Annotated in this window: 21 protein-coding genes; 12 read left to right on the forward strand and 9 right to left on the reverse strand. The window is 36.8% G+C overall.

The window, feature by feature from the left end; all coding sequences use genetic code 11:
• Positions 1-2: 2 nt before the first annotated feature.
• Positions 3-584, reverse strand: coding sequence for a TetR/AcrR family transcriptional regulator (locus U9M49_RS20530; RefSeq protein WP_322910464.1), 582 nt, complete (start codon positions 582-584; stop codon positions 3-5).
• A gap of 229 nt (positions 585-813) precedes the next feature.
• Between U9M49_RS20530 and U9M49_RS20535 the strand changes: the two genes are divergently transcribed.
• A complete protein-coding gene (locus U9M49_RS20535) occupies positions 814-1,209 on the forward strand; it encodes a winged helix-turn-helix transcriptional regulator (protein WP_095371935.1) in 396 nt (131 codons plus the stop codon).
• A gap of 40 nt (positions 1,210-1,249) precedes the next feature.
• On the opposite strand, the gene U9M49_RS20540 is transcribed toward U9M49_RS20535, so the two are convergent.
• Positions 1,250-1,762: a type 1 glutamine amidotransferase domain-containing protein gene (locus tag U9M49_RS20540; RefSeq protein ID WP_095371936.1), complete on the reverse strand. Its 513-nt coding sequence runs from the start codon at positions 1,760-1,762 to the stop codon at positions 1,250-1,252.
• 238 nt (positions 1,763-2,000) lie between these two features.
• Here U9M49_RS20540 and U9M49_RS20545 point away from each other — a divergent pair, with 238 nt between their 5' ends.
• From U9M49_RS20545 to U9M49_RS20555, 3 genes are all read left to right on the forward strand, one after another.
• Positions 2,001-2,792 carry an amino acid ABC transporter substrate-binding protein gene (locus U9M49_RS20545; RefSeq protein WP_322910465.1) on the forward strand — a complete coding sequence of 264 codons (792 nt, stop codon included), beginning with the start codon at positions 2,001-2,003 and terminating at the stop codon, positions 2,790-2,792.
• A gap of 61 nt (positions 2,793-2,853) precedes the next feature.
• The gene (locus U9M49_RS20550) at positions 2,854-3,525 is read left to right on the forward strand and encodes an amino acid ABC transporter permease (RefSeq protein WP_322910466.1); all 672 of its coding nucleotides are present in this window, start codon (positions 2,854-2,856) and stop codon (positions 3,523-3,525) included.
• Between the two features lies 1 nt (position 3,526).
• Entirely contained in the window at positions 3,527-4,273 is a 747-nt protein-coding gene (locus U9M49_RS20555) for an amino acid ABC transporter ATP-binding protein (RefSeq protein ID WP_322910467.1), read from the forward strand.
• A 336-nt stretch (positions 4,274-4,609) separates the two neighbouring features.
• On the opposite strand, the gene U9M49_RS20560 is transcribed toward U9M49_RS20555, so the two are convergent.
• On the reverse strand, positions 4,610-4,846 hold the full coding sequence (locus U9M49_RS20560; protein ID WP_095371940.1) for an indolepyruvate ferredoxin oxidoreductase subunit alpha: 237 nt from the start codon (positions 4,844-4,846) through the stop codon (positions 4,610-4,612).
• Positions 4,847-5,082: 236 nt separating this feature from the next.
• Here U9M49_RS20560 and U9M49_RS20565 point away from each other — a divergent pair, with 236 nt between their 5' ends.
• Entirely contained in the window at positions 5,083-5,460 is a 378-nt protein-coding gene (locus tag U9M49_RS20565) for an ArsR/SmtB family transcription factor (protein ID WP_370873380.1), read from the forward strand.
• Entirely contained in the window at positions 5,457-7,790 is a 2,334-nt protein-coding gene (locus U9M49_RS20570) for a heavy metal translocating P-type ATPase (protein WP_322910468.1), read from the forward strand. The genes U9M49_RS20565 and U9M49_RS20570 overlap by 4 nt, the downstream gene beginning before the upstream one ends.
• A 41-nt stretch (positions 7,791-7,831) precedes the next feature.
• Here U9M49_RS20570 and U9M49_RS20575 read toward each other — a convergent pair whose 3' ends face one another.
• Positions 7,832-8,026 (reverse strand): helix-turn-helix transcriptional regulator, encoded by a 195-nt coding sequence (locus tag U9M49_RS20575; protein WP_307317744.1) that lies wholly within the window; start codon positions 8,024-8,026, stop codon positions 7,832-7,834.
• Between the two features lie 246 nt (positions 8,027-8,272).
• On the opposite strand from U9M49_RS20575, the gene U9M49_RS20580 reads away from it, so the two are divergent.
• On the forward strand, positions 8,273-8,575 hold the full coding sequence (locus tag U9M49_RS20580) for an NUDIX domain-containing protein (protein ID WP_322910469.1): 303 nt from the start codon (positions 8,273-8,275) through the stop codon (positions 8,573-8,575).
• Positions 8,576-8,718: 143 nt separating this feature from the next.
• Here U9M49_RS20580 and U9M49_RS20585 read toward each other — a convergent pair whose 3' ends face one another.
• From U9M49_RS20585 to U9M49_RS20600, 4 genes are all read right to left on the reverse strand, one after another.
• On the reverse strand, positions 8,719-9,768 hold the full coding sequence (locus U9M49_RS20585) for an NAD(P)/FAD-dependent oxidoreductase (RefSeq protein ID WP_322910470.1): 1,050 nt from the start codon (positions 9,766-9,768) through the stop codon (positions 8,719-8,721).
• Between the two features lie 163 nt (positions 9,769-9,931).
• Positions 9,932-10,609, reverse strand: a complete 678-nt coding sequence (gene modB / locus U9M49_RS20590) for a molybdate ABC transporter permease subunit (RefSeq protein ID WP_095371945.1) — start codon at positions 10,607-10,609, stop codon at positions 9,932-9,934.
• Positions 10,590-11,396 (reverse strand): molybdate ABC transporter substrate-binding protein, encoded by an 807-nt coding sequence (modA, locus tag U9M49_RS20595; RefSeq protein ID WP_095371946.1) that lies wholly within the window; start codon positions 11,394-11,396, stop codon positions 10,590-10,592. The genes modB and modA overlap by 20 nt, the downstream gene beginning before the upstream one ends.
• An 86-nt stretch (positions 11,397-11,482) precedes the next feature.
• A complete protein-coding gene (locus U9M49_RS20600; RefSeq protein WP_095371947.1) occupies positions 11,483-12,541 on the reverse strand; it encodes an ABC transporter ATP-binding protein in 1,059 nt (352 codons plus the stop codon).
• 100 nt (positions 12,542-12,641) lie between these two features.
• On the opposite strand from U9M49_RS20600, the gene U9M49_RS20605 reads away from it, so the two are divergent.
• The 5 genes from U9M49_RS20605 (at position 12,642) to U9M49_RS20625 (ending at position 15,264) form a co-directional block, all read left to right on the forward strand.
• Positions 12,642-13,565, forward strand: coding sequence for a helix-turn-helix transcriptional regulator (locus tag U9M49_RS20605; protein ID WP_095371948.1), 924 nt, complete (start codon positions 12,642-12,644; stop codon positions 13,563-13,565).
• A gap of 135 nt (positions 13,566-13,700) precedes the next feature.
• A complete protein-coding gene (locus U9M49_RS20610) occupies positions 13,701-13,895 on the forward strand; it encodes a hypothetical protein (RefSeq protein ID WP_322910471.1) in 195 nt (64 codons plus the stop codon).
• 20 nt (positions 13,896-13,915) lie between these two features.
• Complete coding sequence (locus U9M49_RS20615) at positions 13,916-14,209, forward strand: GNAT family N-acetyltransferase (RefSeq protein ID WP_322910486.1); 294 nt, start codon at positions 13,916-13,918, stop codon at positions 14,207-14,209.
• A 94-nt stretch (positions 14,210-14,303) separates the two neighbouring features.
• The gene (locus tag U9M49_RS20620; protein WP_307317734.1) at positions 14,304-14,954 is read left to right on the forward strand and encodes an alpha/beta fold hydrolase; all 651 of its coding nucleotides are present in this window, start codon (positions 14,304-14,306) and stop codon (positions 14,952-14,954) included.
• A 25-nt stretch (positions 14,955-14,979) separates the two neighbouring features.
• Positions 14,980-15,264: a 3-isopropylmalate dehydrogenase gene (locus U9M49_RS20625; protein WP_224937044.1), complete on the forward strand. Its 285-nt coding sequence runs from the start codon at positions 14,980-14,982 to the stop codon at positions 15,262-15,264.
• A gap of 72 nt (positions 15,265-15,336) precedes the next feature.
• Here the strand turns inward: U9M49_RS20625 and U9M49_RS20630 are convergent, their stop codons facing one another.
• On the reverse strand, positions 15,337-16,113 hold the full coding sequence (locus U9M49_RS20630) for a 3-hydroxybutyrate dehydrogenase (protein ID WP_095371951.1): 777 nt from the start codon (positions 16,111-16,113) through the stop codon (positions 15,337-15,339).
• Positions 16,114-16,253 lie beyond the last annotated feature (140 nt).

Here is a 16,253-nt window from a genome sequence, read left to right on the forward strand (position 1 = left end):
TCTCAACGTATCGAGATGCCTCTCCAGAATACTTTCCATGAGGCTTCTAGTTTTTCTTGTAATCGTTTTGTATCACTCATATAGACAAGCTCAAGCATGATGCTATCGACAACACCAAAGAATGCGAGTGTAGGTATGCGTGGATGTTCTACATGCAATAGCCCTTCATTTATCCACTTCTGAAATTTTTCCTGTAATAAGGCTTGCGTTTTTTCTTCTATATCCATGACTTCAAGGTCAACCTCTTTTTGTAGATGAGCTGGTGGGAAGAATGACATTCTTAGCCAGAACTTCAATTGCTCATTTTGTTGAAAGAGATCTACAATTAGTTGTAAAAATCCATATAAATCTTTTTCTGGTTGCGAGCTTCGTATGTTGCTAAAATATTGTAATTTGCTTAGTAGTTCAGTTTCTTTGGCATCATGTAACACTTGAAGAAATAAATCATCTTTACCGCGAAAATGCGCATATAATGACTGTTTCTTCATGCCCACTTCTTCTGCTATTTGGGAAAGGGAAGCACCTTCATATCCATGAATCGTAAAATATTTCAAAGCTGCTTCCTTTATATCATCACTTTTCATTTCACTCACCCCTGATTAACGAACGTTCGTAAGTTATCTTATCAGAGGGTTTAAGTAAAAGCAATAAAAATTAGTTGGCAAATTTCAGCAATATCAGTAGCTATAATAAGTGAAATTACATTACTTAGAATCTGTAGATGATGTGATAGAAACCATTAGATATACACGGGGTTTGATATGTTAAAATAAACTCTTAAAGGATGGATAGGTGCGAGGGAGGTGGATAAGCATGTGTGAGTCTCTTCGGGAAGATATAAAAGAAAAGCTAGAAAGTGGTTATTACCACTGTGCGAAGGAGTTCACTTTATCAGTGATAAGTGGCAAGTACAAAGTTGTTATCCTTTGGCATTTAGGTATAGAAGGTCCTTACCGTTTTAATGGCCTACAAAAGCTTTTTGATGGTGTATCGCATAAAACGCTATCTAATCAATTAAAAGAGTTAGTAGAAGATGGGATAATCAGTAGAAAAGTGTATCCAGAGATGCCGCCGAAAGTGGAGTATTCTATGACGGAATTAGGTTATTCGCTATTACCTATTATTGAAATGATGTATGAATGGGGTACGAACCGCATCCAACAGCTACAAGAAGAAGGCATATTAAAAACCAGCTTTGAGGAGAAGTAATCCTAAGCTGGTTTTTAATGTTAGTTATGCTTTGGCCTTATTAGTTATTTAATAATTTTAATGCTTCACGATTAAAAGCGGGTAAGTCATCTGGTGTACGACTTGTTACAAGTTGCTGATCAACAACTACTTCTTCATCGACAAATTGAGCCCCAGCATTAATTAAGTCTTTACGTACAGAAATGAAGCTCGTCACCCTTTTTCCTTCTAATAAATCTGTATCAATTAAAAATTGAGGTCCATGGCAAATAGCGAATACCGGTTTGCCTTCTGCGATAAAATGTTTGGCAAAACTGGCGTGGTCAGGATTAATTCTTAATAAATCCGGAGAAAAACCTCCAGGAATAAGCAAAGCGTCAAAGTCTTCTGGACTAACTTCATCAAGCCCTTTATCCACAGTGAAATTTTGACCATTTTTTCCTCTGATTTCTTTTCCTGCTTCAGCATTTACAATGGAAACCGTGTGGCCAGCTTCTCTCATTTTCTCAGCGGGATCAGTGAATTCAATTTCTTCCACCATATCTGTTACAAGTGCGGCAATTTTTTTACCCATTCCATATCACTCCTTCTTTGTCATCTATTCTTATCGTAAATGGTTAAACAACAAATGTGAAGAACGCACTTTCGTTACACATAGTTACATTAAAGTAACTATAAAATATCAGAATATACACTTGATTTACATATATTAAAATAATGATTGACATAGATTTGACTCATATGATAGATTTATTTTATCACTCTAATATATTAGCATACTAAAGTATTTATTATAAATTGGGGGCTTAATCATGGGAAAAAAATTGACGCTTTTTGTTTTATCACTTTTAGTATTCGGGTTTTTAGCTGCTTGCGGCTCAACAACATCTAGTGAGGAAAACGGTTCAGAAGAAGGAAAGGAAATCGTTATCGGAATAGATGATAAGTTTGCACCAATGGGGTTCAGAGATGAAAATAATGAGATTGTCGGTTTTGACATTGATTTAGCAAAAGCGGCAGTAGAAAAAATGGGTGCAACCCCTGTCTTTCAACCGATTGATTGGAAAACAAAGGAGTCTGAATTAAGTAGTGGTCGTATCGACCTCATATGGAATGGTTATACGATTACAGATGAAAGAAAAGAGAAGGTCTTATTTACTAAGCCATATTTAAGTAATGCACAAGTGGTTGTGACACAGGCAGATTCTAATATTCAAACGATTAATGATTTAGAAGGAAAAGTAGTAGGTTTACAATCATTATCATCGGCTGCTGATGCCTTAAGTGGAAATGAAATTAGTGAAAAAGTAAAAGAGGTTACAGAGTTCTCTGATAATGTGTTAGCATTAGCGGACTTGAGAAATGGTCGCGTCGAAGCAGTAGTCATTGATGAAATCGTCATTGATTATTATATGACAAAAGAAAATGAAAACTTTAAAGTTCTTGAGGAATCACTGGCGCCAGAAGAGTATGGTATTGGTGTAAAAAAAGGAAACGATGAATTGCTAGCAGATTTACAAACAGCATTAGATGAATTGATTGCTGATGGTACAGCGGCAGATATTTCCGAGAAATGGTTTGGTGAAGATTTATTATTGAAGTAAATGAATAACAGCAGGTTTTCCTAATTGGAGGAAACCCTGTTTTGTTTTTGGAGGATGAACGATGTCACTTGATTATATTATGACGTTACTTAAGCCTATGCTAGAAGGCGCGCAAATTACAGTGTTACTCTTTATCATTGCCATTATTGCCTCAATTCCACTTGGATTTTTATTAACACTAGCAGCTCGTAGTAAGATAAAGCCTTTATCTTGGTTTGCCCATACGTATATTTATGTGATGCGGGGAACACCATTACTACTACAATTATTATTTATTTGTTTCGGGTTACCAATGCTTCCAGTCGTAGGTGAATATTTAGTCCTTGATCGGTTTGTTGCCGCATCTTTAGGGTTCATCTTGAATTATGCCGCTTATTTTGCTGAGATATTTCGCGGGGGCCTAATTTCAGTAGATAAGGGTCAATATGAAGCTGCGCATGTACTAGGGTTAAATCGTTGGCAAACAATGACACGTATCATCATTCCTCAAATGATCCGAGTAGCATTACCAGCGATTGCGAATGAATCAATTACGTTAGTAAAGGATACAGCGTTATTATATGCAGTCGCTGTTCCGGAACTTTTACACTTTGCTCAAACGGCAGTCAATCGTGATTTTACTATCATGCCATTCTTCTTAGCGGGCATCATTTATCTATTGATGACACTTGTACTCTCGTTTATTTTTAAATGGATTGAAAGAAGATTTAGACGCATAGGAAGGAGCGCTTAGTATGACAGTTATTTCTGTGGTTGATTTAAAAAAGTCATTCGGTAAAACAGAAGTATTAAAAGGAATCAACCTTAATATTAAGAAAAATGAAGTTGTGTCAATTATCGGTCCTTCAGGTTCAGGAAAAAGTACGCTACTTCGCAGTATGATTAAATTAGAAGAAATCAATAGCGGTTCAATCATGATTGATGGGGAGGCATTAGTCGAAAATGGAAAGTATGCTAAACCTCAAAATGTGAAAAATATGATTGCGAAAATGGGTATGGTCTTTCAACATTTTAATTTATTCCCACATTTAACCGTCCGAGAGAACTTAGAAATCGCACCGAAAATGGCTAAAATGGGGACAAAAGCGGAAATCAGACAACGAAGCGAGACTTTATTAGCTAAGGTAGGATTAAGCGAATGGATGGATGCCTTTCCTGGTAATTTATCCGGTGGGCAAAAGCAACGGGTGGCCATTGCAAGAGCTTTAATGATGGAACCAGAAATTCTGTTGTTCGATGAACCAACCTCAGCATTGGACCCTGAGCTAACCGTTGAAGTATTACAAGTAATGAAAGATTTAGCGAAAGAAAAAATGACGATGATCGTCGTTACCCATGAAATGGGCTTCGCCAAAGAAGTCTCAACAAAAACCATATTTATGGATCAAGGTGAAGTCGTTGAAGAAGGTAAGCCAGATCAATTATTTACTTCACCTCAACATGAGAGAACAAAAGCGTTTCTAAAGAGAAATCTGAAATAAAGTGTAACACCCTCTATCTAATAGGTAGAGGGTGTTACTGTGCTGCCTTAAACGATTCAGAAGGGGAGCAAGAATAAAAGAAGTTTCCTTCGAACCAATGTTAAACGAGACAGAATAAGTAAAGAGTTAGCAGGCTGTCCCGATTTGAAACTAATTAGACCAGGTCCACTAAGAAACTAAGGAAATTCCCATTTTTAGGAAACGAATAAAAAAAAGTCAAGTGCTTCGCAAAAAAAGAAACCTGTTTTACCGAAACAAACGGATTATCACCAGCTATAGTCTAAATACAAAAATGAGAACGGAGTGCCATTGTTTGTACACTCCGTTCTCATTTCATTAAGCATCAAAATAGGCTTTTGCCTTCGCAATAAAAGACTCTTCCTCTTCAGGTACATCTTCTTCATAGAAGATAGCATCTACTGGACAAACAGCTTCACATGCTCCGCAATCAATACAAATTGAAGGATCAATCAAATATTGATCTTCCCCTTTTTCAATGCAATCGACTGGGCATGAGTCAAGGCAATCAGCGGCCTGTTCATCAATACAAGGAGATGTAATTACATAAGCCATTTTTCTCTTCCCTCCCATCGTTTATATCTGAAGTGTTTTCCTCACAAATGTGTGTCTATTGTATAATTAAATATTTTTATCTGTATTCCTCTTTTCTCTAGCGGTTAAACCTATTTTTGGTAATTAGTATGGAGTATTATTTTTCAAATATTCTTCATTTTTCTTTGACAATAACCACTTCCATTACATAGACTGAAGTTATAATCAAATATTCGTTTGAATGAGGTGCTTTTATTTTGGTTTCCAAGATTAAGCTAGATGCTGAGGTTTGTGAAGTTATTTGTAATGATGAAGAGAAGGTTAGTCGAGTCAAACAAGAAATGAGCGATATAACAGGCCTTGAGCTAATCTTTAAAGCTTTATCTGATGCTACACGTATAAAAATTGCTTATGCTCTCACAATAGAAGAAGAACTTTGTGTATGTGATGTTGCAACAATCATTGATTGTTCAATGGCAACAGCCTCCCATCATTTAAGATTATTAAAAAATATTGGGTTAGCGAAATTTCGTAAAGAAGGAAAGCTTGTTTATTATTCTTTAGATGATCACCATGTCAAACAACTAATTCAGATTGCCTATATCCATCATCAAGAAGGGCGGCCAAATCAATGAGTGAAGGTGAAGCTAAACAGAACTATCGGATTGAAGGATTTTCATGCGCTCATTGTGCGGGGAAATTTGAGAAAAACGTACAGAACATACCTGGAGTGAAAGAAGCCCATGTGAATTTTGGTGCTTCTAAACTTTCAATTGTAGGAAATGCCTCTCTTAGCGACATTGAAAAAGCGGGTGCGTTTGAAAAACTTAAAGTCATTCCTGAACAAAAAATAAATGAAAAGACTTATCGTGTGGAAGGGTTTTCCTGTGCGAATTGTGCTGCTAAGTTTGAAAGAAATGTAAAGAATTTGTCTGGTGTACAAGATGCCCATGTGAATTTTGGTGCAAGTAAACTCTCTGTACAGGGGGAGGTATCGATTGCAGAGTTAGAACAAGCAGGCGCTTTTGAAAATCTAAAGGTAGCCGAAGAGAATGCCCATGTCGGATTAAATGAAAAGGAGCCCACCTCTTTTATAAAAAAATACAGTCGTGTGCTTATTGCTAGTTTGTTTGTTCTGTTTGGCTATCTATCTTGGATTGGGTTTGGAGAGAGCCATTATCTCACGGTTTCAATGTTTCTCTTCTCAATAATTATTGGTGGCTTAGATTTATTAAAAATAGGGGTAAAGAATCTAATAAAGCTAGATTTTGATATGAAAACATTAATGACTGTAGCCGTCATTGGCGGGGCGATCATTGGCGAGTGGGGAGAAGTAGCTGTTGTTGTCATTTTGTTTGCTATAAGTGAAGAACTTGAGCGTTATTCTATGGAAAAAGCCAGACAGTCTATTCGCTCGCTCATGAGAATTGCTCCGAAGAAGGCAATAATCAGAAGGAGCGGTATAGAGCAGGTTGTGTCTGTTGAAGAAATTCTAGTTGGCGATATTATGTTAGTAAAACCAGGACAAAAAATTGCCATGGATGGCATAATTGTTAAAGGTATATCATCCATCAATCAGGCATCGATTACTGGTGAGTCCATTCCAGTTGAAAAGGGTATAGATAATGAGGTATTTGCAGGTACATTGAATCAAGACGGTTATTTAGAAGTGAAAATTACGAAATTGGTCGGTGATACGACAATTGCCAAAATCATTCATTTAGTAGAGGAAGCACAGGGTGAAAAAGCACCTGCACAAGCTTTCATCGATCGTTTTGCGAGATACTACACACCAGTTATTATGTTAATAGCTGTTCTCATTGCCATTATCCCGCCATTATTTTTAGATGGGAGCTGGGAATCTTGGGTTTACCAAGCATTAGCTGTTTTGGTTGTAGGTTGTCCTTGTGCCCTTGTCATTTCGACACCAATTGCACTCGTTTCAGCAATCGGTAATGCAGCTAGACACGGCGTTCTCATTAAAGGTGGTATCTATTTAGAAGAGTTGTCGCATATACAAACAGTAGCTTTTGATAAAACAGGGACGTTAACAAGAGGAGAACCGGTAGTTACTGATTTTAATGTCCATGATGATGAGAAAGAAAGTGATGAATGGCTACGAATGATTGCTAGTATTGAAAAACTTTCCCAACATCCATTAGCTTCTGCTGTTATTCATTTAGCAGATGAAAAAGGGTTAAAAGATAAAGACATCGAAGTTACAGACTTTGCTTCATTAACAGGTAAAGGGGTCCAGGCAAAGATAAATGGAGAAAAATATTATATTGGAAACCCACAACTTTTTACACAATTACAAGTAATGCCCGAGACTATAGGTGAAATGATTGGAAGACAACAAAGCGAAGGAAAAACAGTCGTTGTTTTTGGAACAGCAAAAAGGATAATCGTGACAATGGCCATTGCTGATGAAATCCGTCAAATAAGCAAAGCAGTAGTAGAAAAGTTACACCAATTAGGGATGAAACAAACGGTGATGTTAACCGGCGACCATCATAAGGCAGCCAGTAGAATCGGGGAATTAGCTGGGGTATCGAAAGTGTATGCAGAATTATTACCGGAAGAAAAATTGGCACTGGTAAAAAGGCTACAAAAAGAGTCAGGACATGTGGCAATGGTCGGTGATGGCGTAAATGATGCCCCTGCTCTTGCTTCTGCACAAGTGGGAATTGCGATGGGAGGAGCAGGTACGGATGCTGCCTTAGAAACGGCGGATATTGCTCTCATGGGTGACGATTTATCAAAGCTCCCATTTGCGATTAAGTTAAGTAGAAAAACCATGAGAATTATAAAAGGAAATATTACCTTCTCACTTACGATTAAACTCATTGCTCTACTACTTGTTGTCCCAAGTTGGTTAACTTTATGGATTGCAATTGTAGCAGATATTGGTGCTACTTTAATTGTAGCCTTAAATAGTATGCGCTTAATGAAAGTGAAAGAGTAGGGGGAGGCGTAAAGCCTCCTTTTTGCTTGAATAGGAGAATATTATTTCAGTTGTTCTATTGTTTTACCGAAAAATTCTGCAAACTTAATTAATGTTTTTTCCTTTGGATTTGCCTGATTCAATTCATACCGTGAAATCGTACGTGCACTAATGCCGATGTGCTCACTTAATTCCTTTTGCGTCATATGCTTCTTTAATCTTTCTACTTTTAAGTTTAATCCTAATTGTTTAGACATAGAGGCTCCTTGTATTTTATGGGTATAATTAACTGGTTATATAGTACCATATAAAATGAATGTTTTCAGTATTATTGTGCATTTACACTGTGATAATAGGAAAAAAGGTGGGGAATAGATGGAAATAAGAAATGCGAGTAGAGCAATCACGATAGAAGGTGACCGCTTAAATGTATTGATGAATTAGGCATTTTTTATGTTTTTCCTGGAGGAGGGCAAAATCACGGGGAAACCCTTGAAGAAACAGTGAAAAGAGAGTGTTTAGAAGAAACTGGAGCAATTATAAAAGTAGGAAACCTTCGTTATATTCGTGAATACATAGGAAGAAATCATGAGTTTTCATCGCAACATAAGAATGTACATCAAGTTGAATTCTTCTTCACCTGTCATCTGGTAGATCAGAATGATGCTATTCTGGCAGATGATCACCAAGTGGGGATAGAGTGGATACCAATAAAAAGCCTTGAGACAATTCGGATCTATCCGCAAGAGCTAACAAAATACATACTCGATAATCATTCACCTGTCTATCTTGGGGATGTGAACTAAGATAAAAGAATGTAGTACTTAAATCAATTTGTCTAACTGCCATGCCTATATAGAAAAATGGTCAAAAGTATCCATACTTTTGACCATTACTGCAAGCAAATATTTTACACTTTCTCCATATAGGATCTATTTATAACGTGAAATTATTTATAGATTTTCTTCTTTAATTCTTTATTCCGCTCACTAAACAATTCGTTATGTGAAGAAACCATTCCGAATCCATTGGCTTCTGGATCGATGTATGTCTTCGCATGGTTAACAGCATTGGCAGCGTCTTGGAAGGCGCCGGCAATGAGATGAACTTTACCATCATGCTTCAGAATATCTCCTGCAGCATATAACCCAGGGATAGATGATTCACTTCTGCTACTACCAGCAATATAAAAATCATCAATCATGTCAATTTGCATATCACAATTATTGAGGAGTGCTGAGTCTCTTTCGTATCCATGGTTGATAATTACATCATCTATCGCAAGGTTTGATACCTCATCCGACTCATGATTAGTTAACTCCACATGCTCAATACGATCCTGTCCATCACCAGCAACAAGCTTAGTAATAGAAGAGTGGAAAATGACTTCAGCTGAGCTATTTTTAAGTTGTTCTACTTGTGCCTCATGTCCACTGAGTTCACCTTTACGGTAAGTCAAATAAACTTTTTTTGCATAAGGAACAAGTTCATTTGCCCAATCGACAGCTGAGTTTCCTCCGCCTGATATCACAACCGTTTTATCACGGAAGCTTTGAATGGATTTAACTGTATAGTGAAGATTTGATACCTCATATTTTTCCGCGCCTTCAATTTGAAGCTTCTGTGGTTTTAAAATACCCCCACCTACAGCGACAATGACCGCTTTGGAATAATGTATTTGACCTGATGCGGTATGTAGATGAAAAATACGGTTGTCATCTTGGTCGATTTTTACAATTTTTTCATTTAATACAACAGTGGGATCAAATGTTAAGCCTTGAGTAACGAGTTGTTCGATTAGTTTCTCACCAGGTACAGGAGCTAGGCCACCTACGTCCCAAATCATCTTCTCTGGGTACACATGGATTTTTCCGCCAAGCTGTGGTTGAAATTCAATAATCTTGGTCTTCATGGAACGTAACCCACTATAAAAAGTAGAATACAAGCCTGCTGGACCTCCACCAATAACCGTCACATCAAATAACTCATGCTGTTCCATCTTGATCCCTCCTAAATTCCGCAATTGATTATCATTCTCATTAAAGGATAACGCTTTTTTCCCTTTTCTGCAAGAGAAACTTCCTACTTTTTCATTATAAGATAAATAGGCCAATGGATTTAACAAAAAAAATCGCAGAGTTTGTGGATATCTCTACGATTTTTTATTCCTTTACTCTAATCGTTAAAAGGATGATAAATGAAATAATAATCATAGCCCCTACCCAAAGCCAAGCCATGGTCATTTGTCCGGAATCGATGGCTAGATAGATAGCAATAGGAATCGTTTGTGTTTCACCAGGAATATTACCTGCAAACATCAATGTTGCGCCAAATTCTCCTAGTGCTCTGGCAAAGCTTAAAATAGCCCCAGAAATGAGCGCCTTAGAAGCTAATGGAACAGATATTAGCCAAAATACTTTCCAATCACTTGCACCATCCACACGTGCTGCATCCTCGATATCACGATCAATACTGAGAAAGCCAGATTTAGCTGATTGATACATTAAAGGGAAAGAGACAACGATGGCGGCAAGGACTGCAGCCCACCAAGTGAAAATAATGGGTCTGTCGAATAGCCAAGTTATAGCTTGACCAGCCCAACTATTTTTACCAAAGATGACAATTAATAAGAAGCCAACGACTGTCGGTGGTAGTACCATTGGCAACATTAAAATCGTTTCGACGACTGCTTTGCCTTTAAAAGACCTTCTTGCTAGAAAATAGCCAGCAATTGTTCCAATTATAACGACGATTATTCCAGCGAGAAGGGCAATTTTTAATGAAATCCATATGGGACTTAGAAAGGTTGAACTAGTAATATTATTGAGCAGTGAATCCATATTCCTCAAAGACCTTTAATGCTTCATCAGATTGTAAGAAGGTATAGAATTCTTTCGCTGCATCGTAATTTTTCGTGTCTTTTACTATACCAACAGGGTAAATAATAGGTGTATGTGTATCAGCATCTGCTGTATCAATAATTTCAACTTTATCAGAAACGAGTGCATCTGTTTTATAAACAATGCCTGCATTTACGTTGCCAGTCTCTACATAAGAAAGAACTTGTCTTACATCTTTTGCGTAAACGGTTTTAGCTTCTAGCTCGTTCCATAAGCCCATATTTTTAAGTGATTCGACACCGTAAGCGCCAGCAGGGACAGATTCAGGTGTGCCAAGTGAAATTTGTTCAACTTCCTTTTTTGTTAAATCTGTAAAACCTGTTAGATTTTTTTCATCGGCTGGCGTGATTAACACTAAGCTATTTCCTAATAGGTCAACACCATCTTCTTTTGCAATACTTCCTTCTTCTACTAAAATATCGAATTTATCTTCTGCAGCTGAGAAGAAGAGGTCAACTGGTGCCCCCTGGGATATTTGCTGTTGGAGAGAACCTGATCCACCGAAATTGAATGTGAGTTTTGTCTCAGGGTGTTGTTCTGCATACATTTCATCTATTTCTGACATGGCATCTTGCAAACTAGCAGCAGCAGAAATAGTTAATTCTACGGGTTCTTTTTCTTTATTATTCGTTTCTTTTAGGGCAGTTTCTCCTTCATTTGAAGAACATGCTACGGTAAATAAAGTAACTAAGAGTAATAAACAGATCAGCTTTAAATGTTTTAACAAGTTGAATCATCTCCATCTTTCTTCTAATTAATTATATCTTTTTATATCTTATTATAACTAATTATAAAAGAAAATACTTTTTTATACTAAAGGATTATTTTTTTTGACTCTTTATCAAATAGGAGAAGATGCTTACCAGCGAGTGACAAAGGTAATCGGTCACCTTTAGTGAAGGATAACAATCCAGGTGCTTTTATCGTTAAATGAATGCGGTTGTATTTAGCATAAATAATTGTATCTGCACCAAGAGTTTCTAAGTCTTCAACGGTGGCAATCAAGAGTGGATTATATTTATCAATGATTAAATGCTCCGGACGAATACCGATTAGTGCCTCATTAGTATTTTTTAAATTTTCACGTGAAAAATGAGTCGGAATTCCGTCAATTGTAATGACATTGGATTCGACCTTTCCTTCTAAAACATTGATAGCTGGTGATCCAATAAAGCTGGCGACAAAGAGATTTGCTGGTGTTTCATAAATTTCATGTGGTGTACCCACTTGTTGAATACTTCCATCTTTTAATACGATAATACGATCAGCCATTGTCATTGCCTCTGTTTGATCATGAGTGACATAAATTGTCGTAGTTGCTAGCCTTTTATGCAAAAGGGTAATTTCTCTGCGCATTTGTGTACGCAGCTTGGCATCAAGGTTAGAGAGTGGTTCATCCATTAGAAAAACGGGATTATCGCAAACGATTGCCCTAGCAAGGGCTACACGCTGCCTTTGTCCGCCCGATAGATCTTTCGGTTTTCTTGTTAACAAAGTTGTTAAGCCAGTAATCTCTGCGGTTTTCAACACTTTTTTCTTAATATCAGTTTTCTTTTCTTTCCTCATCTTTAAACCGAAAGCGATATTTTGATATACTGTCATATGAGGATATAACGCATAATTTTGAAAGACCATTGATAGATTACGTTCTCTAGTAGGGACGTTATTCATTTCTCTCCCATCAATTATTAATCTTCCGGAAGTGATGTTTTCTAAGCCGGCTATCATTTTTAGGATCGTTGATTTTCCGCAACCAGATGGTCCAACAAAGACTATAAACTCTTGTTCTTTTGTTTCAAAGTGGAAATCTTTTATGACCGGTTCACCTGAATGATAAGATTTAGAAATATGTTCAAAGATTAATTGTGCCATTTTGCCCACCTTTTGATTAGTTATAATTAGTTAGTATTAATTATAATAAAAACATAAACAAAAAACGAATCCTTTTTGAAATATCCTGGAGGTGATACTTTTGACGAACGATGCATCTTATACAATAGAAGAAGTTTCACAATTATTAAAGGTTTCAAAGTTAACAGTATATGATCTTATTAAAAAGGATCAACTCCCTGCTTATCGTGTAGGGAGGCAAATGAGAATTGATGCCATCGACTTGGAGCGATACAAATCCAAGAGTAAAACAGGTATCACCAAGAATAAAGCTGTGAAAGAAGTAAAAGAGAAAGTTCATTCAGTTGATGATGGTCATGTGATTATAAGTGGACAAGATATTGTTTTAGATATACTAGCTAAACATATAGAAAATGAAAAAGGACAACCGCCATTAAGAATGTATAGTGGTAGCTTGAATAGTTTATTTTCGATGTATCGTGGAGAATGTAATGTCGTTAGTTGTCATTTGTTTGATGGTGATACAGGAGAATATAATACGTCTTATGTGAAGAAAATTCTTGTCAGTCAACCGTTTATCCAACTGAATCTTGTTTACCGTACGGCAGGTATCTACGTACAAAAAGGAAACCCTCTGCATATTCAAGGATGGGCAGATCTAGGGCGTGCGGATGTTACCATCATGAATAGGGAAGTTGGCTCTGGCGCAAGAGTGTTATTGGATGAACAACTTAGAGTTCATGGATTCAATGCGAGCAAGCTTAATGGGTATGACCATGTGTTAACAAGCCATTACTCTGTGGCTTCAGCTGTCGCGAGTGGTCAGGCGGATATTGGTATAGGTATTGAAAATGTAACAAAAATGGTCAATGTTGACTTTATTCCATTAATATCTGAGCAGTATGACCTTATCATTCTTAAAGAAAATGAAGAACTTGTACAATTGTTGAAAGAAACGGTTAATTCCCAAAGTTATAAAAAGGAAATCGAACAGCTATACGGCTATGATTTACGTAAGTGTGGGGAAGTTATTTATGAATCATAAGAGAAGGAAAAACCTATTGTCTGAAAAAGACAGTAGGTTTTTTGTTGAGGATAACAAGTCTTGCCATCCATCACTTCTTTCTATGGTAAAATTAGAGTAATAAAATTCTGATTTTTCCATGAATAGGGGATAAATATGATACAAATCATTCAAGCTAATTCAACCCATATTAATGGGATTATTAAGGTGTGTTCAAATGGATATCGGGCGACCTATAAGGATTTATATACGAAGGAATATATTGAGAGTGTGATCAGTGATTTTTACAATGTTGCTAGAGTTTCAGCAGAAGTTGAAACGAGAATCGACAATGGGGAGGTTACTTTGTAGCAGTAGATAATGAGCGTGTTATTGGTGCAGGTGGCGGTGGATTGACTGGTGAAGGAATCGGGGAAATATTTGTTTTATACCTTGATCCAGCTAGGAAAAACGAAGGTATCGGCACAAAACTATTACATGCTATTACGAAACAACAAAAAGAAATCTACGGTGTAAAAGAACAATGGGTATCTGTTCAAAAGGGAAATAGAATGGGCATTCCCTTTTATGAGGCAAAAGGTTTCGTTTTGCAACATGAACAGAAAGGTTGGTATAACAAGGGGCAAGATGAATATAAAACTTTGCGATATGCGCGGGATATTTAGTAGGAAAAAGAGTTGGTGAAATTTAGCTCGTTGTATTCACTAAACAAAGTAACTAAGCTACAGGGCACAATTAAATATCGGTGGTGAGAAACGGATGAAACTAGTTTTTTTGCATGGATTAGGCCAGACCAATGATAGTTGGATAAAGGTTAAGAAGTTTATGGGGGACGGATACGATGCTAGGTTCATCTCTATAGATGAATTAGTGAAAACATCTGAATCTATTACTTTCAATCAGTTATCTAAATCTTTAACTAATGTGCTTCATACAATAGATGGTCCGTTTATCATCATTGGACTATCATTAGGAGGATGCTTTGCATTACATCAATCCCTTATCACGAACCCTCATTTAAAAGGGATGGTATTATCGGGAACGCCATACTCATTAGTAAATGGATGGAAGATTAAAAGCATATTTCAGCTGCAAAAATATATATTTAAGCTCATACCAACAAAAGTGTGGAGGAAGCAAGGGATAGAAAAGTCAACAATTATTCCCCTTTATCAATCTATGGAAAGTTATGATTTATCTCATTCATTGCATCAAATAAATATTCCGACCTTAGTATTGGTTGGTTCTAAAGACCGTATAAATATGCCTACTGCAAAAGAATTGGCAAATTTGATCCCACATGCGCAATTACAAATCATAAATAATGGTAGCCATGAACTGAATACACAAATGCCGCAACAGTTTGCAGAGGAAGTGGAAACTTTCTTAGTGAATACGAATTTAAAATAAGTGATTTTACTAAGGAGGATAAATGGTGATTCTTTCAATTTTGATGATTGTTTTTATTGCCATTGCCAATATAGCAGGGGCATTTGTAGTTTTTAAAAAAAGAAGTGTATACAAGGGAGCACTCATTATTCTAGCATTTGCCCCTGTATTTGGTGGTATGGGGAGTTTAATAGCTATCTCTATAATCCGAGATCCGTTTACCGTTTTTTATGGTCTGCAAATAGGCTATATGTTGCTTGTTAATAGTGGGATAGTATTATTTATCGCCGTGATAGTAAGTTGCTTACAAAAAGTACTCAAAATGATGTAAATATAATCAAAAGAAGTACTGTTAAGGAACAGCACTTCTTTTAGTTTGATTCTAGTTTTCTCTTTTTGTCACTTATTGCGCCGTATACCCACCATCCATCACAATCGCCTGGCCTGTTACGCCTCCAGCTAAATCACTGGCTAGGAACATGGCATAGTCAGCAATTTCTTTTACTTGTAGTAAGCGTTTTTGTGGAACGAGTGGATAGATGACTTCTTCAAGGACATTTTCTAATGGCACATTTCTTGTTGTTGCTAAGTCTTGTAATTGGTTTTGCACAAGTGGTGTGTCAACATAACCAGGGCAAAGGGCATTGACTGTAATGCCATCTGCTGCGGACTCTAGTGCGGCCACTTTTGTTAAGCCGATTACACCATGTTTCGCACTATTGTAGGCTGCTTTGTTGGCAAATCCAATTAATCCGTTAATGGATGCAATATTTAAGATACGACCAAATTGTTGTTCTTTCATAATTGGTAATACGTGTTTGAGTGAAATAAATGGTGCTGTAAGCATGATTTTAATCATCAGCTCAAATTTCTCAGTAGGGAAATCTTCAATGGGTGCCACATGTTGCAAACCGGCATTATTAATAAAGATATCGATTCTTCCATGTGTTTTCTTTGTTTCTTCAATCAAGCTGATAATGTCTTCTTCTTTTGTTACATCAGCTTTCAGGCCAGACACTTCTAGCCCTTTTTCTTGAAGAGATTGCGCAGAATTTTTGACTTCCTCTTCATTAATATCGGAAAGAACGACCTTGGCTCCGTTTTCGGCAAAAATTTTGCCAATCTCATAACCAATGCCTCGTGCTGAACCTGTTATAATTGCCACTTTATTAGATACCATTTTGACATTCCTCCATATCAATCTAGTGGCTTATTCCAGTATGAAGATGTGTAAAGTCAGTAATAGGGAGTTGGGGAGTTAAAACTGGAAAAATCGTAACATAGATTCACGGTTTTCGCAATTATTTTATTTTTGGCACA

This window comes from Cytobacillus sp. OWB-43 (genome assembly GCF_034651445.1).
In the GTDB taxonomy this organism is placed as follows: Bacteria; Bacillota; Bacilli; order Bacillales; family Cytobacillaceae; genus Cytobacillus; species Cytobacillus kochii.

Excerpts from the sequence above, each read along its gene's own strand:
- U9M49_RS20560 (WP_095371940.1), bottom strand. The coding sequence starts at position 4,846 with ATGGCTTATGTAATTACATCTCCTTGTATTGATGAACAGGCCGCTGAT.
- U9M49_RS20555 (WP_322910467.1), top strand. The coding sequence starts at position 3,527 with ATGACAGTTATTTCTGTGGTTGATTTAAAAAAGTCATTCGGTAAAACA.
- U9M49_RS20600 (WP_095371947.1), bottom strand. The coding sequence starts at position 12,541 with ATGGCACAATTAATCTTTGAACATATTTCTAAATCTTATCATTCAGGT.
- U9M49_RS20620 (WP_307317734.1), top strand. The coding sequence starts at position 14,304 with ATGAAACTAGTTTTTTTGCATGGATTAGGCCAGACCAATGATAGTTGG.
- U9M49_RS20585 (WP_322910470.1), bottom strand. The coding sequence starts at position 9,768 with ATGGAACAGCATGAGTTATTTGATGTGACGGTTATTGGTGGAGGTCCA.
- U9M49_RS20610 (WP_322910471.1), top strand. The coding sequence starts at position 13,701 with ATGATACAAATCATTCAAGCTAATTCAACCCATATTAATGGGATTATT.
- U9M49_RS20570 (WP_322910468.1), top strand. The coding sequence starts at position 5,457 with ATGAGTGAAGGTGAAGCTAAACAGAACTATCGGATTGAAGGATTTTCA.
- modB (WP_095371945.1), bottom strand. The coding sequence starts at position 10,609 with ATGGATTCACTGCTCAATAATATTACTAGTTCAACCTTTCTAAGTCCC.
- U9M49_RS20535 (WP_095371935.1), top strand. The coding sequence starts at position 814 with ATGTGTGAGTCTCTTCGGGAAGATATAAAAGAAAAGCTAGAAAGTGGT.
- U9M49_RS20540 (WP_095371936.1), bottom strand. The coding sequence starts at position 1,762 with ATGGGTAAAAAAATTGCCGCACTTGTAACAGATATGGTGGAAGAAATT.
- U9M49_RS20545 (WP_322910465.1), top strand. The coding sequence starts at position 2,001 with ATGGGAAAAAAATTGACGCTTTTTGTTTTATCACTTTTAGTATTCGGG.
- U9M49_RS20530 (WP_322910464.1), bottom strand. The coding sequence starts at position 584 with ATGAAAAGTGATGATATAAAGGAAGCAGCTTTGAAATATTTTACGATT.
- U9M49_RS20550 (WP_322910466.1), top strand. The coding sequence starts at position 2,854 with ATGTCACTTGATTATATTATGACGTTACTTAAGCCTATGCTAGAAGGC.
- U9M49_RS20630 (WP_095371951.1), bottom strand. The coding sequence starts at position 16,113 with ATGGTATCTAATAAAGTGGCAATTATAACAGGTTCAGCACGAGGCATT.
- U9M49_RS20575 (WP_307317744.1), bottom strand. The coding sequence starts at position 8,026 with ATGTCTAAACAATTAGGATTAAACTTAAAAGTAGAAAGATTAAAGAAG.